The organism is Microbacterium sp. LCT-H2 (genome assembly GCF_001866135.1).
Lineage (GTDB): Bacteria > Actinomycetota > Actinomycetes > Actinomycetales > Microbacteriaceae > Microbacterium.
On the sequence record NZ_MODW01000002.1, the window covers coordinates 106884 to 131311 of the forward strand.

Here is a 24428-nt window from a genome sequence, read left to right on the forward strand (position 1 = left end):
GGGTGTCAACCCCCTCGGAACGGGCCGTGCTGCGGGCTACCGTGCCGGGAGGAGGTCACACCATGGCAGACACGAAGTCCAAGAAGACCAGCAGCTCCAACAGCAAGGACGGGGCGGCGAAGGCCGGCGTCAAGACCACGCGCCAGCAGAATGCGGAGAAGGGGTTCACGGCATCCCCGACCCTCGCGGCGAACCTGCAGGCCGTGCTCGTCGATCTGATCGAGCTCTCGCTGCAGGGCAAGCAGGCGCATTGGAATGTCGTAGGACGGAACTTCCGCGACACCCACCGTCAGCTCGACGAGATCATCGAGGACGCCCGGACGTTCAGCGACACCATCGCGGAGCGCATGCGGGCCCTGCATGCCGTCCCCGACGGACGCAGCGCCACGATCGCGAAGACGACCACGCTGCCGGAGTTCCCGACCGGTGAGGTGTCCACGACGGAGACCATCGACCTCGTCACCGCGCGCCTGGAGGCCGCGGTGGGGACGATCCGCGACGTGCACGATGCCGTCGATGAGGAGGATCCGACGTCCGCTGATCTGCTGCACGCCGTGATCGAGCGATTGGAGCAGTTCGCCTGGATGGTGAGCGCGGAGAACCGCAGCCCCGCCGGCCGCTGACGCCCCGCCGTCCGACCGCCGCCCTCGTCGCGCTCACGCCGACGGGGGCGGCGGTCCTTCGTGTGCCCGCACCCGCGACCGGGCGCGCCGCAGCAGGCCGGGCAACGCCATCCAGAGTCCGAGCACGAGCACGAGGGACGCGACGAGCGCGATGATCCCGGCGGTCCTGCTGACCGTGAAGTCGACGATGAGCGTCGTGACGCCGATCGTGAGGGCCCCGATCACGAAGAGGTCGATCTTCACCAGGCGCGCCGCCGTCCGGACGAGCTCCGGCTTCAGCCGGCTGCCGAACAGGGCGCGGTGGATGCCGACGGGGGCGAGGGCGAGGATGGTGGCGAGAGCGGCGAGCGCCACGAGCACGACGTACAGGTCGCGCTGGAACTCGTCCATGTCGGTGAAGCGCGGCTGGAACGCCACCGCGAGGAGGAAGCCGGTGAGGATCTGCGTGCCGGTCTGCATCACCCGGAGCTCCTGCAGCAGCTCTTCCCAGTTGCGGTCCGCGCGCTCGTTCGGGGTCTCGTCGCGGCCGTCGTCGCGGTCGTCGCGCTCGTCCGCGGCGCCACGGGGTTCTGCTGTCATGGCGATAGTCTCGTGGGCACGATCCGCCGCTGTCCAGGACCTTGCGCGGCCCGGCGGACAGGCCTCAGGAAAGGACCCGAGATGACCCTGCCCCCGATCGACGAATGGTGGCCCGAGCTGTCCGACGAGGCGCGCCGAGCGGTCATCGGCGGTGGCTCGCGGCACCTCGACGAGGACGTCCGCGAGGAGATCCGGGAGATCACCGGAGCGGTGGTCGGGATGATCGAGTCGCTGTCCGACGACGACCTCGCGTACGCCCGCGACCACGCGCCCGCGGAGGAGTGAGCCGTCACGCCTCCGGCCGCGCGGCCGTCTCCTCGCGCAGCCGCGGCTCCGTGCGCCGCTCGGGGCGCACACCGTGCTTGTCTGCGTAGAACGCGCGGATCCGGTCCATGTCGGCGGCCACGTCGCCCGTGAGGTCGAGGGTCGGCCCGAGGCCGGTCGTCATCGTGTGGCGGTCGACGAAGCCGAGGGTGACCGGCATGCCGGTGGCACGCGCGATGCGGTAGAAGCCGCTCTTCCAGTACTCGTTGCCGCCGCGGGTGCCGTCGGGGGTGACGACGAGGCCGAACACCGTCCCGGCGTGCACCTGGTCCACGACCTCGCCGACGACGCGCGCCGGATCCGCCCGGTCGACGGCGATGCCGCCGAGGCCGCGCATGATCGGTCCTCGCCAGCCGCGGAACAGGCTCTTCTTGCCCAGCCAGTGCACCTCGATGCCCAGGCGCCAAGCGATCGCGAGCATGAGCACGAAGTCCCAGTTCGAGGTGTGCGGAGCGCCGATCAGGACGGTCGGACGCGTGGGGGCGGCGTCGGCGACGAGGGTCCACCGGCTGACGGCCCAGTACACGCGGGCGAGAAATCGTCGGAGCATCCGTCCAGATTAAGGGGAGCGGCCTTTCGATCGCCTGGCGGGCGGGCCGCGGAGGCGTGCCTGAGCGCCGCGGTGAGGGCGGGATCCAGCCCGGGGACGTCCTCAACGGGGACGGCGAGCGCGAGCAGCGCCCTGCTGAAGTAGTTGCGCGCCGCCGCCGCCAGGGTGATGTCCACGATCTGCCGATCGCTGAACCCCGCCTCGCGCAGCTCCTGCGTCTCCGCGTCGGTCATCGCCGACGGATCGGTCGACAGGCGCGCGGCGAAGCGGATCACGACCTGCTCCTGATCCGTGAAACCGCTGTCGTCCCCGGCGGCGAAGGCGGCGAGCCCTTCCTCGTCGACGACTCCGGCGCGGAGGGAGCGGCGGCCGTGGGCGAGCAGGCAGTGCGCGGATCCGAGGGCCCGCGCCGCCCCGAGGGTAGCCGCCTCGTACACACGGACGCCGATGGACGGGACGACCGCACGGACGAGCGCCTCGAAGGCGGCGTGGGCTTTGGGGTTCACGGCCATGGCCCTGGTGTGTGCGAACACGATGCCGTCGTCGGCGAGGTCGCTCTCGTACATCGCGGCGACGTGGCCGGTCGCGGTGGCCCGCTCGGGAGGGTGGATGATCATGGCGCCTCCTCGGCTCCGGGGGCGCGGGACGAGGGTGCGCACCCCCTCGCCGGGAACGATACGCCGCTCCGAGGTCGCAGAGAAGAGCGTGCGGCGCCCGGTGCTCCTGGCAGGCGTACGATCGAGGGATGACCGAATCGAAGCAGGAGAACACCGGGCAGGACGCGCCGCTCGGGCTGCAGCCGCTGCCGGGTGCGATCGAGCTGCTCGACGGCGATGCCGCCGGTTACTGCAGCAACGGCGTCTGCCACATCCCCGCCCCCAAGGAGCGGTGAGCAGCAGACGCCGTCGGTGTCTCTGCGCGGTCAGTGACCGCCGTGCGCCGCGTCGCCGATGTCGTCGGCGGGCTTGCGCACCAGCGGGCTGAGGGCGACCGCCGCGAGCGAGATGATCGCCGCGATGAGGAACGCCGTCCGCGCACCCGGGGCACCCGCCACCGCCCGCGACAGGCCCTCGTCCTCGCCGGCGTGCAGGATGGCCGAGTACGTGACCGTGAGCAGCGCGACGCCGGCCGCGCCGCCGACCTGCTGCAGCGTGTTCAGCACCGCGGAGCCGTGCGAGTACAGCGAGCGGTGCAGCGACCCCAGCGACGAGGAGAACAGCGGCGTGAACGACATCGCGAGGCCGACCGACATGGCCGCCTGCACGATGATCAGCAGCCACCACACGGTGTGCTCGCCGACCGTCGAGTAGAAGAAGAGCGAGGCCGAGACGAGGATCGTGCCGGGGATGAGCAGCGGTCGGGTGCCCTTCGCGTCGTACACGCGACCCATGATCGGGCCGAGGAGGCCCATCAGCACCGAACCGGGGAGCAGGATGAGGCCCGACTCCAGGGCGCTGAGTCCGGCGACGTTCTGCAGGTACTGCGGCAGCAGCGTGAGGGTGCCGAACATCGACAGCGCCAGGATCGTCATGATGATGACGGCCAGCGAGAAGTTCGCCGAGCGGAACACACGCAGGTCGAGCAGCGCGTCGTCCACCCGCTGCAGCACGAGCTGCCGCCAGACGAACAGCGCGAGCGCGACGGCGCCGACGACCAGGGCGATGACGCCGGTCGTTCCACCCGAACCTCCCTCGCCGCCGAACTGGCTGAGGCCGAAGACGATGCCGCCGAAGCCGAGCGCCGCGAGCGGGATGGAGAGCACGTCCAGCGGAGCCTTACGGGTCTCGCCGAGGTTGGTCATCCACTTCGCCCCCATGCCGAGCGAGATCAGGGCGATGGGCAGCACGATCGCGAACAGCGCGCGCCAGTTGAACGCGTCGAGCACGGCGCCGGCGAGCGTCGGACCGATGGCTGGCGCGAGCGAGATGACGAGGCCGACGCGGCCCATCATGCGGCCGCGCGACTGCGCGGGCACGACGTTCATGATCGTCGTCATCAGCAGCGGCATCATGATGCCGGTGCCCGCCGCCTGGATCACGCGGCCCACGAGCAGCACGGAGAAGCCGGGCGCGACGAGAGCCACGAGCGTGCCGAGCGAGAACGCCGTCATCGCGGCGATGAAGACCTGCCGCGTCGTGAAGCGCTGCAGGATGAAGCCGGTGGTCGGGATGACCACCGCCATGGTGAGCATGAACGCGCTCGTCAGCCACTGCCCGAGCTCGGGCGGGATGCCGAGGTCGGTGTTCAGGTGCGGGATCGCGATGCCCATCGTCGTCTCGTTGAGGATGGCGACGAAGGCGGCGACGAGCAGCAGCCAGATGACCCGCATGTCCTTGCGGGGGATGCCCCCGCTCGATGCGGGGGGCGTCGTGATGGAGCCGGTATCGACGGCAGACATGGGCGGCCTCCAGGGCATCGGAGAGAAGGGGAAGGTGCGAGAGTTCGCGAGAGTCATTCAGCGTAACGGGTCGGACGGACATTTCATTCCGAAATCTGGGATATCGCTGAACGTCGGGACAGCGGAGCCGGTGTCGTGGGAGGTGAGTACGCTGGCGCCATGAGCATGGGCGGGATGGGCGGCGGTCCGCGGGGCGGTTTTCGCGGCGTGGACGAGGACGCCCAGCGTCGGCTCAACGCGGAAGCTCCGAAGATCGACGGACTCGGCACCCGGGTCGTCGCCCTGTTCAGCGCCTACCGGTGGCGCATCCTCTTCACCGGGGTCCTCGTGGTGCTCGGCGCGGGCATCGCGGTCATCCCGCCGCTCCTCGTGCAGCGCATCTTCGACGACGCCCTGTTCCCCGTCGACGGCGGCGGCCCCCACCTCTCGCTGCTCGGCGTGCTCGTCGGGGCGATGGTCGGCCTCTTCCTCTTCTCGGCGGTCCTCGGCGTCGCGCAGACCTGGCTCACCGCCACGGTCGGCAACAGCGTCACGGGCGACCTCCGGGTGCGGCTGTTCGAGCACCTGCAGGCCATGGAGCTCGGCTTCTTCACCCGCACGAAGACCGGCGTGATCCAGTCCCGGCTGCAGAACGACGTCGGCGGCGTCTCCGGCGTGCTGACGAACACCGTCACCAGCATCCTCGGCAACGCCGTCACGGTGATCGCCTCCCTCGTCGCGATGATCCTCATCGACTGGCGCCTCACCCTCATCGCCGTCGTGCTCATGCCGTTCCTCGTGCTCGTGCAGCGACGCGTGGGACAGGTGCGCGCCCGCATCGCGGGGGAGACCCAGGAGTCGCTGTCCGAGCTGACCTCCATCACCCAGGAGACCCTGAGCGTCTCGGGCATGCTGCTCTCCAAGGCGTTCAACCGCCAGCGCACCGAGTCCGAGCGCTACCAGCAGGAGAACCGCAACCAGGTGCGCCTCCAGGTGCGGCGGGCGATGAGCGGTCAGGGCTTCTTCGCGGTCGTCCAGGTCATCATGGCCAGCGTCCCTGCCGTCATCTACCTCGTCTCCGGATACCTCATCGCGGGCGGGACGGGAGCGATCACCGCGGGGACGATCGTGGCCTTCACGACGGTGCAGGCGCGGCTGCTCATGCCGCTCATGGGGCTCATGAGGGTCTCGCTCGATCTGCAGACCTCGTCCGCGCTGTTCGCCCGCATCTTCGAGTACCTCGACCTCGTCCCCGAGATCACCGACGCCCCCGATGCGATCGCCGTGGCGCGGGCACCGGGTCCGCGCGGACGCATCGAGTTCCAGGACGTCGTGTTCCGGTATCCGGACGCCGCGGCCGACTCGCGTCCCACGCTGCACGGGGTTTCCTTCGTGGCCGAGCCCGGGCAACACGTCGCCTTCGTCGGCCCCTCCGGTGCGGGCAAGACGACGATCCTGTACCTCGCACCGCGCCTGTACGAGGCCAAGGGCGGCGCGGTGCTGTTCGCGGGGGCCGACGTGCGCACCCTCACGCAGGAGTCGATCATCGACGACGTGGGCATCGTCTCCCAGGAGACCTACCTGTTCCACGCGACGATCCGGGAGAACCTCCGCTACGCGAAGCCCGACGCGACGGACGAGGAGCTGGTCGCCGCCTGCACCGCGGCCAACATCCACCACATCATCGCGGGCTTCGAGAAGGGCTACGACACGGTCGTGGGGGAGCGCGGGTACCGGCTCTCCGGTGGCGAGAAGCAGCGCATCGCGATCGCCCGTGTGCTGCTGAAGGACCCGCCGGTGCTCCTGCTCGACGAGGCGACCTCCGCCCTGGACACCGTGTCCGAGCGCGTGGTGCAGGAGGCCCTCGACGAGGCGGCCAAGGGGCGCACGACCCTGTCGATCGCGCACCGCCTGTCGACGGTCATGGGGGCGGACGTGATCCACGTGCTGGAGGCCGGGCGCATCGTGGAATCCGGCACCCACGCCGAGCTGCTCGCGCAGGGGGGCCTCTACGCCGAGCTGGCGGCGCAGCAGGTGGCCGCGTCCCGCGTGCTCGACGCGGAGATCGAAGCGGAGGCCGAGGAGGAGGCGGCGATCCGGGGCGGTGTCGAGGAGGGCGTCGAGACCGGCCTCGCCGCGCGCCGTGCGGATCGCGAGCCGGAGGACTCCGCCGCAGCCGACGCCGTCGTGGCGCTGACGACGGGCGTCCCGCTGCCGACGGCATCGAGCACCGACGCCCGGCCGCGCCGGACCGACGGGTGACGACCGCGAGGGTCAGTGCACGGAGAGCCCGCCGTCGATGAACAGCGACTGGCCCGTGACGTAGGCCGAACCCGGACCGGCGAGGAAGACCGCGGCTGCGGCGAAGTCCTCGGGGAGGCCGTTGCGTCCGATCATCGTGCGGGCCGCGAGGGCCGCGATCGTGGCGGGGTCCTTCTGCAGACGGGCGTTCAGGGGCGTGAGGACGAATCCCGGGACGAGGGTGTTGCTCGTCACGCCGGTGCCGCCCCAGGCCTCGGCCTCCGAGCGCATGAGCGACTCGACCGCTCCCTTGGAGGCGCCGTAGACCCCGCTGCCCACGAACGCGCGGTGCGCCTGCTGCGAGCTGATGTGGATCAGTCGCCCGTACCCGCGCGCCGCCATGCCCTGCGCCCAGCGCTGACCGAGGAGGAACGGGGCGAGCGCATTGACGGTCATCGTGACGTCCCAGTCCGCCTCGGTGATCTCGGCGTAGGGCGGACGGATGTTGATGCCTGCGGAGTTGACGAGGATGTCCGGCTCACCGAAGGGGACGGCCGCAGCCTCCGCGACCTCGTGGATGCCGTCGCGGGTGCTCAGATCGCCGACGACGCCCGCGGCCCCGTACCCCTGGGCGTTCAGCTCCTCGACGGTCTCGGCGATGCGCTCCGCGCCGCGGGCGACGATCACCGTCGCCGCGCCGGCCCGGGCGAGCGCCGTCGCGATGCCACGGCCGATGCCCGAGCTGCCGCCGGTCACGACCGCGGTGCGGCCGTCGAGCGCGAACAGCGAGGAGAGGTAGTCGGTCATGCGGGGGTCCTTCGGGCGGGGCTCACCACGCGAGGGCGTCGGCGAGGGTGGGGTCGGGGCGGGCGTCGGCGAACTCGGGAAGGGCGCGCAGCTCGGCCAGGAACGCGGAGACCTCCGCCGCGTAGGCGGGGTCGGGGTGCGTGTCCGCGATCTCCCGGAGCGGAGCGACGTCCATCGCGAGGATGAGGTCGAGCCGGGCGGTCACGGCGGCGTGCGCGCCCGCCTCCTGCAGGACGCGGATCCCGCCGCGGAGCGCGGCGAGGTAGTCGCGGAGCACGGGGAGCTGCGCCTTGCTCTGGGTGATCGAGGTGCCGTCCGCTCGGACGCGCCAGCGCACCACGACGTCCGGCAGCACGTCGAAGGCGCGTGCCCGGGTGTACATCGTCTGCGCGACGACCTGGTCCTCGTAGGCCACCCCTTCCGGGAACCGCAGATCGGACCACATCTCCGTGCGGCTCACCTTGGACCAGGCGACGATGTTCGACACGGCCTGCGGGTGCTCCGCGAGGGTGGTGCCGAGGCGGGCAGGAGTCGTCGCCGCGGCCACCCACGGCTGCACGCGGCCGGGCACATATCCTTGCCCCACGGGGCGCAGCCGCACGTAGGCGCCGGCGGCGAAGTCGCTCTCCGTGCGCTCGAGCGTGCCCACGAGCGTCGCCAGCGCGTCCGGCATCAGCTCGTCATCCGCGTCGAGGAATCCCGTGAAGGGCGTGTCGACCCGTGCGAGGCCGACATTGCGCGCGGCGCCGAGCCCGATGGAAGCCTCATGCCGCACCACCGTGAAGCGGGCATCCCTCGCGGCGGCGTCGGCGAAGATCGCTCCCGTGTCGTCGGTGGAGCCGTCGTCGATGAGGATGGCACGCCACCGCTCGTCCGTCTGCGCGCGGAGGGAGTCGAGAGCGGCGGGGGCGAACGCGGCGATGTCGCGTCCTGGCACGATCAGCGTCACGATCGGGGTGGGGGCGGTCACTCCGCCGAGTCTAGAGCCGTCGTCAGCCGCGGACGGCGTCGACCGCCTCCGCGACCAGTGCGGCGAGGTGCTCGGGAGCGTCCGCCGGGAGGGCCGCCCGCCCGAACGTGAACCGCACGGCCGTCTGGGCGACCGCGGGGGCGATGCCGCACGCGAGCAGCACGGGGGAGGGCTCATCGCTGTCGGCCGCGCAGGCGGAGCCGCTGGACGAGATCACCCCGCGGCGCTCCAGCCCCAGCAGCACCGCCTCGCCGCTCACGCCGGAGATGGTGAAGCTCGCGGTGCCGGGGAGCCGGTGCACGGGATCCCCTGTCAGCGCGGCGTCGGGCACCCGTCGGGTCACCTCGGCGATGAAGCGCGCTGTGGCGGCCCGCACCCGCGGCGCCGCGTGCTCACGCTCCCGCTCGGCGAGCTCCAGTGCCGTCGCCAAGCCCACCGCTCCCGCGACGTCGACGGTGCCGGACCGCCGTCCGCGCTCCTGACCGCCGCCGTGCAGGAGGGGTTCCAGAGGGAGCCGACCGCGGACGACGAGCGCCCCGGTGCCCTTGGGAGCACCGAGCTTGTGCCCGGCGATCGACACGGCGTCGGCATCCAGCTCGTGCAGGGGCAGCCAGCCGGCCGACTGCACGGCGTCGATATGGAGGGGCACGCGGCGGGCGCGGACGACCTCACGGAGTGCCGCGATGTCCTGGACGGTGCCGATCTCGTTGTTCGCGTGTCCGACGGACACGACGGCCGTGTCGTCGGTGAGCACCGTGTCGAGGGCGTCCGACGTGATCCGCCCGGTTCCCTCGACCGCGGGCATCGCCACCGTCACCCCGTGGAACCGCGCGAGGTACGCCGCCGACTCCCGGATCGACTCGTGCTCGATGGGGGACACCACGACCCGCTGCCGCCCGGAGGCGAGCGCTCCCAGGGCGAGGCCCTTCACGGCGAGGTTGTTCGCCTCCGTGCCGCCGCCGGTGAAGACGACGTCACCCGCCCGCACCCCGAAGACGCGGGCGACCCTGGTGCGGGCATCCTCCAGCGCGCGCGCCGCCGTCTCGCCCGCGGTGTGATGGCTGGCGGGGTTGCCGAACACCTCGGTGAGGAAGGGCTCCATGGCCGCCCGCACCTCGGGGCGTACCGGCGACGTCGCGGCGTGGTCGAGGTACAGCACGGACTCAGTCGATCCGCAGGTCGAGTCCGAGGTCCAGCGCCCGCGCGGAGTGCGTGAGGGCTCCGACCGAGATGACGTCCACCCCGGTCTCGGCGATGGCGCGGACGGTGGTCAGGTCGACGCCGCCCGAGGCCTCCACGGTGGCGCGCTCGCCGATGAGGGCCGCACCGGCGCGCAGGTCGTCCAGGGAGAAGTTGTCCAGGAGCACGGTGTGCGCACCGCCGTCGAGCACCGCCGGGATCTGGTCGAGACGGTCGACCTCGACGACGACGTGGGCGGTGTGCGGCAGCCGCGAGAGCGCCTCGCGAAGAGCCGTCGCGAGGTCGAGTCCGGATCGCTGGAGCACCGCGAGGTGGTTGTCCTTCGCCATGACCGCGTCGGAGAGGGAGTATCGGTGGTTCCGGCCGCCGCCGGACACCACGGCGTGCCGCTCGAACGCCCGCAGTCCTGGCGTGGTCTTGCGGGTGTCGGCGATGCGCGCCCGCGTTCCCTCGACTTCGCGGACGTAGGCGGCCGTGAGGGTGGCGACGCCCGACATCCGCTGCACGAAGTTCAAGGCGACGCGCTCGGCGGTGAGGACCGCGCGAGCCGGTCCGGTCACGGTGGCCAGCACGTCGGAGGCGGTGAAGGCATCGCCGTCGCCCACGTGCAGGTCGACCGTGACGTCGGGATCGGTGAGGAGGAACGCGGTGGCGAAGACCTCGCCGCCGCTGAAGACCCCGTCCTCGCGGGCGACGAGGTCGGCCGTGGCGGTCGTCTCCGCGGGGAGCAGGGTGGTGCTGGTGAGGTCGCCCCACGGCGCGTCCTCCTCGAGTGCAGCTCCGACGACGCGGTGCAGGGTGGCGCGGGTGAGCATCAGGCGGTCTCTAGGATCGGTGCGTGTGCCGGGGTCGGCGCGGCGGGGGCGGGGTCATCGCGGTGGTGGGCGCCGACCGAGACGGGGCGGGCCAGGGCGGCGCGGATGGTGGCCTCGGCGACCCGCAGCAGGTTCCGGTCCTCGTGCGCGCGGGCGTCGGAGGGGGAAGGTGTCTCGACGGCCCAGCCGCGCACGATCCGGAGCGCGCGCTGCAGGCCCGATCCGGTCCGGTGCAGGCCGACCTCGTCCCACAGCAGCCGCTGCAGCCCGGCGCGGTCGAACCGGGGGAGGGCCTCCGGTGCGGAATCCGTGTCCGTCGGTGACGGACACGGGGTGATGTCGCCGGCAGCGGGCCACGGTCCGTCCAGCGCGGCGGCGGCCCTGGCTGCGAACACGGCGCCTTCGAGGAGGGAGTTGGAGGCGAGCCGGTTGGCTCCGTGCACCCCCGTGCGGGCGGTCTCGCCGACGGCGTAGAGCCCCGGGATCGTGGTCCGTCCGTGGCGATCGGTGACGACGCCGCCCATGAGGTAGTGGGCGGCGGGGGTCACCGGCAGCGGCGCCCTGGACCAGTCGAAACCGCGAGCACGCGTCACCCGGTCGATGGTGGGGAAGCGGCGGGCGAGCGCGTCCGCACCCAGCGCCGTCGCATCGAGGTGCACGGGCGCCCCCTGCCGGGCGGCCTGTCGGGCGATGGTCCGCGCGACGACGTCCCTCGGCGCGAGCTCGCCGTCGGGATGGCTGTCGAACACGAACCGTCGGCCTTCCTGGTCACGGAGGACGGCACCCTCGCCGCGGACGGCTTCGGAGAGGAGGAAGACGGGGCTGCCGGGAAGCGCGGTCGGGTGGAACTGCACGAACTCCAGGTCGGCGACGGCGGCGCCGGCACGCAGGGCCGCGGCGATGCCGTCGCCCGTTGCCTCCGGCGGATTGGTCGTATGCGCGTAGAGCTGTCCCGCCCCGCCGGTCGCGAGGATCACGGCGTCGCCCCGGATCTCGGCCGTGTCCCCGTCGCGGAGGACCATGATCCCCCGGACCCGTCCCTCCTCGACGACGAGGTCGAGGAGCATCGTCCCCTCGCGGACGGGGATGGACGCGCGCTGAATCGCTGCGCACAGCGCCGCGGAGATCGCGGCGCCGGTGGCGTCACCTCCGGCGTGCAGGATGCGGGCATGGGCGTGCGCGGCCTCCCGCCCGCGGGCGAGAGAGCCGTCCGGTGCGCGATCGAAGGCGACGCCGCGGGCGAGGAGCTCGGCGATCCGGGCGGCGCCGTCCGCCACGAGGGCGTCGACGGCGGCTGGGTCGCACAGACCCGCTCCCGCGCTGATCGTGTCGGCGGCGTGCGTGGCCGGTCCATCTCCCGGCCCGTAGCTCCCGGCCACGCCGCCCTGCGCGAGAGGCGTGCATCCGCCCCCGAGGCCGCCCTTCGTCACGACCGTCACCGTGTGCCCGGCCTCGTGCGCGTGCAGCGCGGCGGTGAGCCCGGCGATGCCGGAGCCGACGACGACGACGTTCATCGCGCCCCGGCGGGCACCGGCGGCTTGGCGGCCAGCATCCGCTCGAGCGCGAGGCGAGCCGGGTCGGCGACATCGGCGGAGACCGTGATGCGGTTCGGTGTGCGACCGGCGACCAGCTCCTCCAGGACCCACGCGAGGTAGCCCGGGTGGATGCGGTACATGGTCGAGCACGGGCACACGACCGGGTCGAGGCAGAAGATCCGGTGCTGCGGGTACTGCGCGGCCAGGCGGCGCACGAGGTTGATCTCCGTCCCGACCGCGAACGTCGTCGGCTCCGAGGCCTCGGCGATGGCACGGCGGATGTACTCCGTGGAGCCGGCCTCGTCAGCCGCGTCGACGACCTCCATCGGGCACTCCGGGTGCACGATCACGCGGACCCCCGGGTGCTCCGCGCGGGCCTGGTCGATCTGCGCCACGGTGAAGCGGCGGTGCACGGAGCAGAAACCGTGCCAGAGGATCACCTGCGCGTCGGCGAGATCCTCCGCCGTCGAGCCGCCGAGCGCGCGCCGCGGGTTCCACAGCGGCATCCGGTCGAGAGGCACCCCCATGGCCTTCGCGGTGTTCCGGCCCAGGTGCTGATCGGGGAAGAAGAGCACCCGACGGCCGCGGGCGAAGGCCCACTCCAGCACCGTGGCGGCGTTGGACGAGGTGCACACGATGCCGCCGTGCCGCCCGACGAAGCCCTTGATCGCCGCCGAGGAGTTCATGTAGGTGACGGGGATCACCGGCACGCGGCCGTCGGCGTCCGGGGTCTCGAGATCGCCCAGCACGTCGGCGAGCTGCTCCCAGCATTCCTCCACCTGGTCGATGTCGGCCATGTCCGCCATCGAGCAGCCCGCGGCCAGGTTCGGCAGGATCACCGCCTGATCGGGCTGCGACAGGAGGTCGGCGGTCTCGGCCATGAAGTGCACGCCGCAGAAGACGATCGCCTCCGCGTCCGGCCGCATCGTGGCGGCGGTGGCGAGCTGGAACGAGTCGCCCACCTCGTCCGCATGCGTCACGACCTCCTCGCGCTGATAGAAGTGCCCGAGGATCACCACCCGGTCCCCGAGCGTGGCTTTCGCGGCTTCGATGCGGCGGTGGAGCTCCGCCTCGCCGGCCTCGCGGTAGGCGGCCGGGAGCTCTCCCTGCCGAGGAGCTCCGGTCGGGATGACGTCTCCCATGGAGGAGCCGGGGCCGTAGCCGGGGCGCGTGTCGAAGTCCCACGGTCCGACGGCGAGGTCGGTGGTGCACGTGGCGTCGGTGGACGCCCCGCCGACGATGGCCTGGATCGCATGGTCGACGGACGGGTCCGCCGGGGGGACCGCGGGCGTCGGGACGAAGGTGATGCTCATCGGGTTCTCGTTTCCTCGGGGCGGAGCGGGCCGCGGTCGGCCAGCTCGACATCGGTGTCATCGCGGTACAGGCGGGCGGGGCGGTGGCTGCCGGTGCGGAAGCGATCGGTCCGGGTGAGGTTTCCCGCCGTCTCCACCTGTCGCCGGAAGTTGGCCGGATCGAGCGAGCGTCCGAGGATCGACTCGTACGCCTCGCGTAGTTCGGCGAGGGTGAACTCCGCGGGCAGGAAGCCCTGGGCCACACGGCTGTAGCCGACCTTGTTGCGCAGCCGCCAGAGCGCGTACTCGATGATCTCGTGATGATCGAAGGCGAGCGCGGGGAGGTCGTCGGCAGCGAACCACTCCACGTTCTCCGGCGCGCGACCCGAGGCCTGGTGTGCGGCGATCTGGGCCTCGACGTCGTCCTGGCGGAGCAGGGCCCAGTACACGATCGAGACGACCCGCGTGGGGGAGCGGTCGACGGCGCCGAAGGCGTAGAGCTGCTCCAGGTAGGTGGGGGCGAGGCCGGTCGTCTCGGCGAGCGTGCGGGCCGCGGCGTCGACCGGCGACTCCTCGGGGGTGAGCCACCCGCCGGGGAGCGCCCATCGCTCCGCGAACGGCTCGCGGGTGCGGCGGACGAGGGGGAGCGCGAGCACGGGCGGACCGTCGTCGCCGCGGCGCAGCGTGAGGATCACCGTCGAGACGGCGACGCGGATGTCCGCACTTCGAGTCATAGGCACCTTAACCTCCGGAGTCGATCTTAGTGTCATTCGGACCTTTAGTGGGCGCCTGTGACGAACAGAAGCGTCGAGTCCGAAACGTTATCTCCTCCCCGCCGGAAGGCTTGTCCCCCCGAGGTGGGTTTGTTAGGTTACTGTCCTAACAAACCCCTTCGAGAGTGGCCACCGGCCGCCTCCCGGGGTTCCCGTGAACCCCGCCCGGGGTTCGGCTCCAACCGGAGAATCCCTCCTGCAGTGCAGCACCGAGAGGAAATGAAGAATGATCCGTAACGGAAAGCGCAAGATCGCGCTCACGGCGGTCGCGGGGGCCTCGGTCCTCGTCCTGGGCCTGACGGCCTGCGGCGGCGGCGGTAGCGATGACGGAGGCGGCAACGCGTCCAGCGACCGCGCCCTCCGCGTCTGGGCCGGCAGCACGACGCCGATCACCACGAACTACAACCCGTTCGCTCCGAACGTGCTCCACGGCGCACTCGGACCGATCTACGAGCCCCTGTTCTTCTACAACAAGACCAAGGACGAGGAGCCCATCGGCCTCATCGGCGAGTCCTTCGAGTACAACGAAGACGGCACGCAGATCACGGTGAAGATCAAGCCGGACCTGAAGTGGAGCGACGGCGAGCCGCTCACGGCCGCGGACGTCGCCTTCACCTTCCTGTACGAGGCGAACAACCCCAAGGGCAACCAGCTGATCTCCGCGGAGGCCACCGACGACACCACGGTCGTGCTCACCTACGGCATCGCGCAGTACACCACGGAGTTCCAGCGGATGGGGTCGAGCTACATCCTCCCCGAGCACATCTGGAAGGACGTCGACGACTTCGCGAACTTCACGAACGAGAAGCCGGTCGGCTCCGGGCCCTACGTCGTCGACAAGACCACCAGCGAGTCCTACACCTTCGTGGCGAACGAGAACTTCCGCGACGCCGACGACCTCGCCATCAAGAAGGTCCAGTACATCGCCGTCGACAACAACCAGACGGCCCAGGACCTCGTCGCCGCGGGCGAGCTGGACTGGACCGGGATGTTCATCCCGAACCCGGACGACGTGACCGGCAACGGCAAGATCGAGTGGATCAACACGCCGCAGGACCCGTCGGTCCTCTACACGTGCTCGAACGCCGACCTCGGCTGCACGGGCCCGCAGACCGACGTCGCGGTGCGTCAGGCGCTGAACGTCGCGATCGACCGCGCCACCATCAAGGACAAGGCGTTCGTCGGTCTCACCGCCGACATCTCGCCCGCCTACACGCTGCTCCCTCGTGACGAGAAGTGGCTCACGGACGACGCGTACGAGGTCAGCCCGCAGGAGGCCAATGTCGAGGAGGCCACGTCCATCCTCGAAGCCGCCGGCTACACCAAGGGCTCGTCGGGCATCTACGAGAAGGACGGCGTTCCGGTCGAGCTCAGCCTGATCTCGGTCGACGGCTGGACGGACTACAACGACGCCGCGAAGCTGATCGCCGAGCAGGCCGAGGCCGCGGGCATCAAGGTCACCCCGTCGACGGTGCAGTGGCAGGAGTTCGTCGACACCCGGCAGTCCGGTGAGTTCCAGCTGATCGTCGGTGGTGTGGTCGGCACGACCATCGCCGACCCGTTCCAGATCTACCGCGACTGGTTCGGCGGCACCGAGGTGCAGTCCACCAGCCCGGTCGGCACCGAGATCCCCCCGGGGCGCTGGAACTTCAGCCGCTACAACAACCCCACCGTCGATGCGGCCATCCAGCAGGCCATCAGCACCGAGGACGAGGGCGAGCGCAAGGAGCTCTACGCGACCATCCAGGACGCGATCGTCAATGACGTGCCCTACATCCCGCTCGTGATCAACGCCACGCAGACCTTCTACAACACGAAGGACTACACCGGGTGGCCGACGGAGGAGAACCTCTACGCGTTCCCGCCGTCCTGGGGCGCCATCGCCGCCGGTTACGTGCTGACGCAGATCAAGCCCGCCGGCTGAGTGACGAGAGGAGCAGGGGAAGCAGGAAGTCAGGACGAGTGACATGAAGTTCTATGCACGAAGGATCGGGTTCTACGCGTTCACGCTGTGGGCTGCGATCTCCATCAACTTCCTGCTTCCCCGGCTGATGCCGGGGGATCCCGCCGACATCATGATCGCCAAGATGCAGCGGGCCGGCGGAGAGGTCTCCGAGACCACCATCCGCAACATCAAGCTCCTGCTCGGCGGTGATGACTCCTCCCTCTGGGAGCAGTACCTCGCCTACTGGGGGCGCATGTTCCAGGGCGACCTGGGCGTGTCCGTGACGAAGTTCCCGACTCCCGTCGCCGAGCTCATCGCGGGTGCTCTCCCGTGGACCCTGGTGCTCGTCGGCACCGCCACCGTCATCTCCTTCCTGCTCGGCGTCGTGCTCGGCGCCTGGGCCGGGTGGAAACGCGGCACCTGGGTCGACCACCTCATCCCGGCGACCACCGTGCTGCAGTCCATCCCGTACTTCTGGCTCGCGCTCGTCCTCATCGCCGTCTTCGCGGTCGGGCTCGGCTGGTTCCCGATGTTCGGCGGCTACGACGTCTTCGACTTCCCGGACGGCCCGGAGCCGACCTGGGCGTTCTTCACCGACGCCGTCGCCCACTCGCTCCTCCCCGCGATCACGATCGTGATCAGCTCCGTGGGGGGCTGGATGTTCGGCATGCGGAACATGATGGTCTCCACACTCGCCGAGGACTACGTCCTCACGGCCGAGGCCAAGGGACTGCGGCCGCGACGCATCATGACGACGTACGCGGCGCGCAACGCGGCCATCCCGTCGATCGCGGGCTTCTCGATCACCCTCGGGTTCGTCGTCGCCGGCTCCATCGTCATGGAGCAGGTGTTCACCTACCCGGGTGTCGGCAAGCTCATGTTCCAGGCCGTCACCAACAACGACTACGCGCTGATGCAGGGACTGTTCCTCGTGATCACCCTCACGGTGCTCGTCGCCAACTTCTTCATGGACCTCGTCTATGGCTTCATCGACCCGAGGGCTCGCCAGAATGTCTGACACGAAGAACCCGCTCCTCGTGGAGGAGCCTCCCACCGTCGCCCCCGAGGGCACCGTCGCCCTGGCCACCCAGCGTCAGGACCGCCGGCGTCGCCGGATCCTGCCCAGCACATCGCCGAAGTTCATCGTCGGGTCCGTGCTCGTGCTCGCCATCGTGCTCTTCGCGATCATCGCGCCGTTCTTCACGCAGAACCCGCGCAGCACCGACAACCCCGCCCTCGCCGCGCCCTCGGCGGAGCACTGGCTCGGCACGACCAAGCTCGGCAACGACGTGCTTGCGCAGCTCGCCGTCGGGGCGCAGGGGTCGCTGCTCATCGGCGTGACGGCCGGCGGCATTGCCATCGTGCTCTCCCTCCTCTTCGGCGTCCTGGCCGGGTACCTCGGCGGCTGGCGGGAGGACGTCCTCGCTCTCCTGACCAACGTCATGATCGTCATCCCCGGGCTGCCGCTGGTCATGGTGATCGCGTCGTTCGTGCCGCAGCGCAGCTGGCAGCTCGTGGCCTTCGTCCTCGGCATCACCTCGTGGGCCGGCGCGGCCTACGTACTGCGACTACAGACCCGCTCGCTCCGCACCCGCGACTACGTGTACGCCTCGAAGGTGGCGGGGGAGAAGTCCTTCCGGGTGATCCTCGTCGAGATCATGCCGAACCTGCTCCCGCTGCTGACCGCGCAGTTCCTCTTCGCGATCATCTTCGCCATCCTCGGCGAGGCGGGCCTGTCCTACCTCGGCCTCGGTCCGAACTCCTCGATCACCTGGGGCTCGATCCTCAACGACGCCCAGTCCGGTCAGGCTCTCGGCCGCGGGGCGTGGTGGTGGTTCGTGCCGCCGGGCATCATGATCGCGATCCTCGGCGCGGGACTCGCGCTGATCAACTTCGCCATCGACGAGGTCATCAATCCGAAGCTGCGCAACGCGCCCGATGCGGCCCGTCGTCTGCGCAAGGCCGCGAAGGAGAAGGGGGTCACCGCATGAGCGACGCCGTGCTCACCGCCAGGAACGTCTCGATCGAGTACGAGGTTGACCCGCCCGTCAAAGCCGTCCGCGACGTGTCGCTGACCCTCCACCGGGGTGAGATCCTCGGACTCGCGGGGGAGTCGGGCTGCGGCAAGACGACCCTCGCGTACGGGATGAACCGGCTGCTCAAGGCGCCGGCGCTGATGACCGACGGCGAGATCGTTTTCCACGACCGCGACGGCCATGACATCGACGTCGTCGGACTCGACGGGGACGGGCTGCGCGCCTTCCGCTGGGACAAGATCTCGATGGTCTTCCAGGGGGCGATGAACTCCCTCAACCCCGTCATCTCCGTCCGCGCGCAGATCTTCGACATCTTCGACACCCACCGCCCCGGAATGTCGAAGAAGGCCAAGCAGGAGCGCGCCGAGGAGCTGCTCACGCTCGTCGGCGTCGACCCCGGCCGGCTCACGAGCTTCCCGCACGAGCTCTCCGGCGGCATGCGCCAGCGCATGATGATCGCGATGGCGCTCGCGCTCGACCCGCAGGTCATGATCATGGACGAGCCCACCACGGCGCTCGACGTGGTCGTGCAGCGCGGCATCATCCGGGAGATCATGCGCCTGCGCGAGAAGCTCGGCTTCGCCGTCATCTTCATCACCCACGATCTGCCCATGCTGATCGAGATCAGCGACCGCATCGCGGTCATGCTGCAAGGGCGGATCGTCGAGCAGGGCACCGCGGAGGAGATCTACCGCAACCCGCAGCACGAGTACACCCAGCGGCTGCTGTCGAGCTTCCCGTCCCTCACGGGCGAGCGAGGCGACTTCGTCCGCAGCGGCGGCGTGAACCGGGAGGTCATCCGATGAGCGTGGACGGGACGAGGCGCGACGGCACCCTCGAGGCGAGGAACCTCGTCAAGGACTTCCACCTGCGGTCAGGGTTCCGCACGCGCGTGCTGCACGCGGTGAAGGACGTGTCGTTCACGCTGGAGGCGGGGCGGACCACGGCTCTGGTCGGCGAGTCCGGTTCGGGCAAGTCGACCATCGCCCGGATGCTGATGAAGCTGGAGACGCCGACCTCGGGAAGCATCCTGCTCGACGGCGAGGAGTCCGGCACGCGGGGGACGGCTCTCGAGCGCTACCGGTCGGACGTGCAGATGGTCTTCCAGGACCCGTTCGCCTCGCTCAACCCGTTCCACACGATCGTCCATCACCTGGAGCGTCCGATCCGGCTGCACCACCCGAAGCTGGACGGCGGCGAGGTGCGGGCGCGGGCGATCGAGCTGCTGGAGCGTGTGCGGCTCACCCCGGGGGAGAACTTCGCCGAACGGCGTCCGCACGAGCTCTCCGGCGGGCAGCGGCAGCGCGTGGCGATCGCGCGGGCCCTCGCTCCCGGTGCCCGGTTCATCGTGGCCGACGAGCCGGTGTCGATGCTCGACGTGTCGATCCGGCTCGGCGTCCTCAACCTGCTCGCCGAGCTGCAGCGCGAGGAGAACCTCGGCGTCCTCTACATCACGCACGACCTCGCGACCGCGCGGCACTTCTCCGACGACATCATGGTCCTCTTCCAGGGTGACGTCGTGGAGCGGGGAACGGCCGACGAGGTGATCCTGAGCCCGCAGCACGAGTACACCAAGACCCTCCTGGCGGCGGCACCGGAGCCGGAGAACCTCGGCAGGCTCCGCGACGAGGTCCGGGCGGAGCTCGCCCTGGGCTCCTGAGCGGGCGGGGGAGACCGCTAGACTGAACCCACAATCGAAGACAGGCCGAACGACCGACGCGGGAGAGCCCCGGCGCATGCAGCCGGGCACCGAAGGAGCAAGCCTCCCCGCCAATCTCTCAGGTACGCGTACCGCGGAGGTCCGGCCGCTCTGAAAAGCGATCCCGAGCACCGGGGGATCCGCCGACGGTGAAAGCCCTGCGCACGCGGGCGAAGCTCTCAGGCCCATGACAGAGGGGGAGTTCCCAGGGACGACGTCGTCGTCCCGCCCGACCCAGCCCGGGAGAACTCCATGTCCGACCCCCGCTACACCACGTTGCGCGAGCGCCATGAGGCGCTCGGCGCCTCCTTCACCGATTTCGGCGGCTGGCAGATGCCGGTGCGCTACACGTCCGACCTCGCCGAGCACCACGCGGTGCGGCAGGCGGCGGGCATCTTCGACATCTCGCACATGGCGGAGTTCTCGGTCCGCGGCACCGGCGCCGCGGCCTTCCTCGACTACGCGCTCGCCGGACGGCTGTCGGCGCTCCCGATCGGCAAGGCGAAGTACTCGCTGCTGCTGACGCCCGAGGGCGGCATCGTCGACGACGTGATCGTCTACCGCCTGGCCGACGACGACTTCCTCATCATCTCCAACGCGGGCAACCGCGACGCGGTGCGGCAGGCGCTCACCGTGCGCGTGGCGGACGCGGACGCGGGCGCCGTGGAGGTCGCCGACGTCTCGGACGACTACGCGCTGATCGCCGTTCAGGGCCCGCGGGCCGAGGAGATCCTCGCGGCGACGGCGGGCATCGCCGACGTCAGCGTCCCCTGGGCGGAGCAGAAGTACTACGCGTGGGCGACCGCGTCGTTCGCCGGGGAGCCGCTGCTCCTCGCCCGCACCGGCTACACCGGGGAGGACGGCTTCGAGCTCCTCGTCCCGGCCGCCCACGCCACCGCGCTGTGGGACGCCGTGCTCGACGCCGGCGCCCCGCACGGCCTGGTGCCCGCCGGCCTCGCCGCCCGCGACACGCTCCGCCTGGAGGCGGGCATGCCGCTGTACGGGCATGAGCTCAGCCTCGACACCGCACCCGCCCAGGCCGGCCTCGGCCGGGTCGTGGTCGCCGCGAAGGAGCGTTTCGTCGGCAAGGAGGCACCGGCACCGGCCGACGACGCCCGCATCCTCGTCGGGCTGACGGCGGAGGGGCGACGCGCCGGCCGCGCCGGCTACGCGGTCGTCGACGCCGACGGCTCTCCGATCGGCGAGATCACCAGCGGCGCTCTGAGCCCGACGCTGGGCCACCCCATCGCGATGGCCTTCGTCGACCCTTCTTCCGCCGAGGAGGGAACCGCAGTATTCCTTGATGTGCGGGGGACCCGTATCCCCGCGACCGTGACCGCCCTGCCTTTCTACCGGAGGAACAAATGACCGACCTCAGCGCACTCCGCTACACCGACGAGCACGAATGGATCGCCGGTGACGGCGCCACCGTCACCATCGGCATCACCGACTACGCCGCCGAGAAGCTGGGGGACGTCGTCTTCGTCGAGCTCCCCGCCGTCGGCACCGAGCTGACCGCCGGCTCCGTCGTCGGCGAGATCGAGTCCACCAAGTCGGTCGGGGAGCTCTACGCCCCGGTCGCCGGCACCGTCGTCGAGATCAACGACGCCGTCGTCGACGATCCCTCGCTCGTCAACGCCGAGCCGTTCGAGGGCGGCTGGCTGCTCAAGGTGTCCGTCGCCGCCGGTGCGCTGGACGGACTGCTGGACCGCGACGCGTACGTCGCACTCACGGAGGGCTGATCCGGACGTGGTTGCATTCGCCGATCGTCACATCGGACCGACCGAGGCCGCCCAGCGCACGATGCTCGACGCGCTGGGTCTCGGCTCCGCCGGCAACGGGACGCTGAGCCCGGTCGAGGAGCTCATGCGACAGGCCGTCCCCGCCTCGATCTACACGGGACCGGAGGACGCGGTCGCCGACTCCCGCATCCCGGTCGCCGCGTCGGAGACCGAGGCACTGGCCGAACTGCGTGCCCTCGCCGCGCGGAACACGGTGAACCGCTCGATGATCGGCCTCGGCTACTACGGCACCGTCACGCCGCAGGTCATCCAGCGCAACGTGCTCGAGAACCCGTCCTGGTACACGGCCTACACGCCGTACCAGCCCGAGATCTCGCAGGGGCGCCTGGAAGCGCTCATCAACTTCCAGACCATGGTGGCCGAGCTCACCGGCCTCACCACCGCGAACGCGTCGATGCTCGACGAGTCCACCGCGGTGGTGGAGGCGATGCTGCTTGCGCGCCGGGCCTCGAAGACCGCGTCGAACGTCTTCGCGGTGGATGCGGATGCGCTGCCGCAGACGAAAGCGATGCTCGCGTCCCGGGCTGAGGCGCTCGGCATCGAACTCGTCACGGTCGACTTCGCGGCGGGGGAGGAGCTGCCCGCCGAGCTCTTCGGCGTCTTCGTGCAGTATCCGGGGGCCTCGGGCCGCGTGTGGGACCCGTCCGCGGTGTTCGACGCCGCGCACGTCGCCGGTGCGCTCGCCGTCGCGGCCGCCGACCTGCTCGCGCTGACGCTCCTCACCGCTCCCGGCACCCTCGGGGCCGACGTGGCCGTGGGCACGACCCAGCGCTTCGGCGTGCCGATGGGCTTCGGCGGCCCGCACGCCGGCTACATGGCCGTGCGCGCAGGCCTGGAGCGGCAGCTGCCCGGACGCCTCGTCGGCGTCTCCGTCGACGCCGAGGGCAAGCCGGCCTACCGTCTCTCGCTGCAGACCAGGGAGCAGCACATCCGCCGCGAGAAGGCGACGTCGAACATCTGCACCGCCCAGGTGCTCCTCGCGGTGATGGCGTCGATGTACGCGGTCTACCACGGCCCGGACGGGCTCCGTGAGATCGCCCGCGACGTCGCCGCCAAGACGACGACGCTGCGCGACTGGCTCGTCGAGGCCGGCGCCGAGGTCGTCCACGAGGACTTCTTCGACACGCTCGCCGTGCGCGTGCCCGGCCGGGCGGCGGAGTACGCCGACCAGGCGCGAGGCGGCTTCGGCATCCTCCTGCGGGTCGCCGACGCCGACACGATCGGCATCGCGGTCGACGAGACGACCACGGTGACCGAGCTGCACCAGGTCGCGCAGGTCTTCGGCGGGAAGCAGGAGCGCGCCTTCGGCTTCGGTCTCGGCGACGCGGACGCGCTGCCGGACGCCCTCCGCCGCGAGGACGAGTACCTTACGCACCCGGTGTTCCACAGCCACCGCAGCGAGACCGCCATGATGCGGTATCTGAAGAGCCTGTCCGACCGGGACTACGCCCTCGACCGCGGCATGATCCCGCTCGGCTCGTGCACGATGAAGCTCAATGCCGCCACCGAGATGGCCGCCATCACGTGGCCGGAGTTCGCGAGCATCCACCCGTTCGCCCCGGAGGCCGATGTCCGCGGCTACCTGGAGCTCATCGACCAGCTCGAGGGCTGGCTCGCCGAGATCACCGGGTACGACGCGGTGTCGCTGCAGCCGAACGCCGGCTCCCAGGGGGAGCTGGCGGGTCTCCTCGCGATCCGCGGCTACCACCGCGCGAACGGCGATGACCACCGCATTGTGTGCCTCATCCCGTCCTCTGCCCACGGCACGAACGCGGCCTCCGCCGTGCTCGCCGGCATGAAGGTCGTCGTGGTGGCGAGCGACGCGCTCGGCAACGTCGACCTGGACGACCTCCGCGCGAAGATCGCCCAGCACGCCGACGACCTGGCGGCGCTGATGATCACGTACCCGTCCACGCACGGCGTCTACGAGGAGCAGGTCGTGGAGATCACCGGGGCCGTGCACGCGGCCGGCGGTCAGGTGTACGTCGACGGCGCGAACCTCAACGCACTCCTCGGCTACGCGCGCTTCGGCGACCTGGGCGGCGACGTCTCGCACCTCAACCTGCACAAGACCTTCGCGATCCCGCACGGCGGCGGCGGCCCGGGCATCGGTCCGGTCGCGGCGAAGGCGCACCTCGCGCCGTACCTGCCGTCGCACCCGCTCGCGCAGCGCGCCGAGCACTTCGGCGGGCACACGTTCGAGGGCGCGGTGATCTCCGCGGCCCCGTACGGCTCCGCGGGCATCCTCCCAATCTCGTGGGCGTACGTGCGCATGATGGGCGCGGAGGGGCTCCGGCGCGCGACCGCCGCGGCGGTCCTCTCGGCGAACTACATCGCCGAGCGCCTCGGCGGGCACTTCCCGGTGCTCTATACGGGGGAGAACGGACGGGTCGCGCACGAGTGCATCCTCGACCTGCGTCCACTCAAGGAGGCCACCGGCATCTCCGTCGACGACGTCGCCAAGCGCCTGATCGACTACGGGTTCCACGCGCCGACCATGTCGTTCCCGGTCGCCGGCACCCTCATGGTGGAGCCCACCGAGTCGGAGGACCTCGACGAGATCGAGCGGTTCATCGAGGCCATGATCATGATCAAGGCCGAGGCGGACGCCGTCGCCGCGGGGCGCTGGCCCGCGGACGACAACCCGCTCGTGCACGCCCCGCACACCGCCGTCTCGCTCATCGCGGGGGAGTGGACGCACGCCTATACCCGCGAGGAGGCCGCCTATCCGGTGCGCTCCCTGGTGGCGGCCAAGTACTGGCCGCCGGTCCGCCGGATCGACCAGGCGTACGGCGACCGCAACCTCGTCTGCGCCTGCCCGCCGATCGAGGCCTTCGCCTGACACGGACCCGCACGACGA

23 protein-coding genes and 1 riboswitch are annotated in these 24428 nt (G+C 70.9%); of the genes, 12 read left to right on the top strand and 11 right to left on the bottom strand.

Going from position 1 to position 24428, the window contains the following annotated elements; all coding sequences use genetic code 11:
* Positions 1–62 precede the first annotated feature (62 nt).
* Positions 63–623 (top strand): Dps family protein, encoded by a 561-nt coding sequence (locus BK819_RS04985; protein ID WP_071328179.1) that lies wholly within the window; start codon positions 63–65, stop codon positions 621–623.
* A gap of 33 nt (positions 624–656) precedes the next feature.
* Here the strand turns inward: BK819_RS04985 and BK819_RS04990 are convergent, their stop codons facing one another.
* Positions 657–1202, bottom strand: a complete 546-nt coding sequence (locus BK819_RS04990) for a DUF6328 family protein (RefSeq protein ID WP_071328180.1) — start codon at positions 1200–1202, stop codon at positions 657–659.
* Positions 1203–1283: 81 nt separating this feature from the next.
* Between BK819_RS04990 and BK819_RS04995 the strand changes: the two genes are divergently transcribed.
* Positions 1284–1487: a hypothetical protein gene (locus BK819_RS04995; RefSeq protein WP_071328181.1), complete on the top strand. Its 204-nt coding sequence runs from the start codon at positions 1284–1286 to the stop codon at positions 1485–1487.
* A gap of 4 nt (positions 1488–1491) precedes the next feature.
* Here BK819_RS04995 and BK819_RS05000 read toward each other — a convergent pair whose 3' ends face one another.
* Positions 1492–2076 (bottom strand): 1-acyl-sn-glycerol-3-phosphate acyltransferase, encoded by a 585-nt coding sequence (locus BK819_RS05000; RefSeq protein ID WP_071328182.1) that lies wholly within the window; start codon positions 2074–2076, stop codon positions 1492–1494.
* The gene (locus BK819_RS05005) at positions 1986–2693 is read right to left on the bottom strand and encodes a carboxymuconolactone decarboxylase family protein (RefSeq protein ID WP_071328183.1); all 708 of its coding nucleotides are present in this window, start codon (positions 2691–2693) and stop codon (positions 1986–1988) included. The genes BK819_RS05000 and BK819_RS05005 overlap by 91 nt, the downstream gene beginning before the upstream one ends.
* Positions 2694–2821: 128 nt before the next feature.
* On the opposite strand from BK819_RS05005, the gene BK819_RS16765 reads away from it, so the two are divergent.
* Positions 2822–2968 carry a hypothetical protein gene (locus BK819_RS16765; RefSeq protein ID WP_167627859.1) on the top strand — a complete coding sequence of 49 codons (147 nt, stop codon included), beginning with the start codon at positions 2822–2824 and terminating at the stop codon, positions 2966–2968.
* A gap of 30 nt (positions 2969–2998) precedes the next feature.
* Here BK819_RS16765 and BK819_RS05010 read toward each other — a convergent pair whose 3' ends face one another.
* Positions 2999–4474, bottom strand: coding sequence for an MDR family MFS transporter (locus BK819_RS05010; RefSeq protein ID WP_071328184.1), 1476 nt, complete (start codon positions 4472–4474; stop codon positions 2999–3001).
* A 165-nt stretch (positions 4475–4639) separates the two neighbouring features.
* Between BK819_RS05010 and BK819_RS05015 the strand changes: the two genes are divergently transcribed.
* A complete protein-coding gene (locus tag BK819_RS05015) occupies positions 4640–6715 on the top strand; it encodes an ABC transporter ATP-binding protein (protein ID WP_071328714.1) in 2076 nt (691 codons plus the stop codon).
* Positions 6716–6727: 12 nt separating this feature from the next.
* Here the strand turns inward: BK819_RS05015 and BK819_RS05020 are convergent, their stop codons facing one another.
* From BK819_RS05020 to BK819_RS05050, 7 genes are read right to left on the bottom strand one after another with little or no spacing between them, the layout of a single operon-like run.
* A complete protein-coding gene (locus BK819_RS05020) occupies positions 6728–7501 on the bottom strand; it encodes an SDR family NAD(P)-dependent oxidoreductase (protein WP_071328185.1) in 774 nt (257 codons plus the stop codon).
* A 22-nt stretch (positions 7502–7523) separates the two neighbouring features.
* Complete coding sequence (locus BK819_RS05025) at positions 7524–8471, bottom strand: glycosyltransferase family A protein (RefSeq protein WP_071328186.1); 948 nt, start codon at positions 8469–8471, stop codon at positions 7524–7526.
* Positions 8472–8493: 22 nt separating this feature from the next.
* Positions 8494–9630 (bottom strand): cysteine desulfurase family protein, encoded by a 1137-nt coding sequence (locus tag BK819_RS05030; protein ID WP_071328187.1) that lies wholly within the window; start codon positions 9628–9630, stop codon positions 8494–8496.
* Between the two features lie 4 nt (positions 9631–9634).
* Positions 9635–10486 carry a carboxylating nicotinate-nucleotide diphosphorylase gene (nadC, locus tag BK819_RS05035; protein ID WP_071328188.1) on the bottom strand — a complete coding sequence of 284 codons (852 nt, stop codon included), beginning with the start codon at positions 10484–10486 and terminating at the stop codon, positions 9635–9637.
* Positions 10486–12000, bottom strand: coding sequence for an L-aspartate oxidase (gene nadB, locus BK819_RS05040; protein ID WP_071328189.1), 1515 nt, complete (start codon positions 11998–12000; stop codon positions 10486–10488). Before nadB ends, nadC begins: the two co-directional genes overlap by 1 nt.
* Complete coding sequence (gene nadA, locus BK819_RS05045) at positions 11997–13334, bottom strand: quinolinate synthase NadA (RefSeq protein ID WP_071328190.1); 1338 nt, start codon at positions 13332–13334, stop codon at positions 11997–11999. The genes nadB and nadA overlap by 4 nt, the downstream gene beginning before the upstream one ends.
* Positions 13331–14047, bottom strand: a complete 717-nt coding sequence (locus BK819_RS05050; RefSeq protein WP_071328191.1) for an NUDIX domain-containing protein — start codon at positions 14045–14047, stop codon at positions 13331–13333. Before BK819_RS05050 ends, nadA begins: the two co-directional genes overlap by 4 nt.
* Positions 14048–14312: 265 nt before the next feature.
* Between BK819_RS05050 and BK819_RS05055 the strand changes: the two genes are divergently transcribed.
* The 8 genes from BK819_RS05055 to gcvP all read left to right on the top strand — a co-directional run bounded on the left by BK819_RS05055 (position 14313) and on the right by gcvP (position 24410).
* Complete coding sequence (locus tag BK819_RS05055; RefSeq protein ID WP_071328192.1) at positions 14313–16010, top strand: ABC transporter substrate-binding protein; 1698 nt, start codon at positions 14313–14315, stop codon at positions 16008–16010.
* Between the two features lie 43 nt (positions 16011–16053).
* Positions 16054–17049 (top strand): ABC transporter permease, encoded by a 996-nt coding sequence (locus BK819_RS05060; RefSeq protein WP_071328193.1) that lies wholly within the window; start codon positions 16054–16056, stop codon positions 17047–17049.
* Positions 17042–18022 carry an ABC transporter permease gene (locus tag BK819_RS05065; protein ID WP_071328194.1) on the top strand — a complete coding sequence of 327 codons (981 nt, stop codon included), beginning with the start codon at positions 17042–17044 and terminating at the stop codon, positions 18020–18022. The genes BK819_RS05060 and BK819_RS05065 overlap by 8 nt, the downstream gene beginning before the upstream one ends.
* Positions 18019–18873 carry an ABC transporter ATP-binding protein gene (locus BK819_RS05070; RefSeq protein WP_071328195.1) on the top strand — a complete coding sequence of 285 codons (855 nt, stop codon included), beginning with the start codon at positions 18019–18021 and terminating at the stop codon, positions 18871–18873. Before BK819_RS05065 ends, BK819_RS05070 begins: the two co-directional genes overlap by 4 nt.
* A complete protein-coding gene (locus BK819_RS05075) occupies positions 18870–19727 on the top strand; it encodes an ABC transporter ATP-binding protein (RefSeq protein WP_071328196.1) in 858 nt (285 codons plus the stop codon). The genes BK819_RS05070 and BK819_RS05075 overlap by 4 nt, the downstream gene beginning before the upstream one ends.
* A gap of 49 nt (positions 19728–19776) precedes the next feature.
* Positions 19777–19871: riboswitch (glycine riboswitch) on the top strand.
* Between the two features lie 147 nt (positions 19872–20018).
* Positions 20019–21134 (top strand): glycine cleavage system aminomethyltransferase GcvT, encoded by a 1116-nt coding sequence (gene gcvT / locus BK819_RS05080; RefSeq protein ID WP_071328197.1) that lies wholly within the window; start codon positions 20019–20021, stop codon positions 21132–21134.
* Positions 21131–21508, top strand: coding sequence for a glycine cleavage system protein GcvH (gene gcvH, locus BK819_RS05085; RefSeq protein WP_071328198.1), 378 nt, complete (start codon positions 21131–21133; stop codon positions 21506–21508). The genes gcvT and gcvH overlap by 4 nt, the downstream gene beginning before the upstream one ends.
* Before the next feature lie 61 nt (positions 21509–21569).
* Positions 21570–24410, top strand: coding sequence for an aminomethyl-transferring glycine dehydrogenase (gene gcvP, locus BK819_RS05090; protein ID WP_071328715.1), 2841 nt, complete (start codon positions 21570–21572; stop codon positions 24408–24410).
* Positions 24411–24428 lie beyond the last annotated feature (18 nt).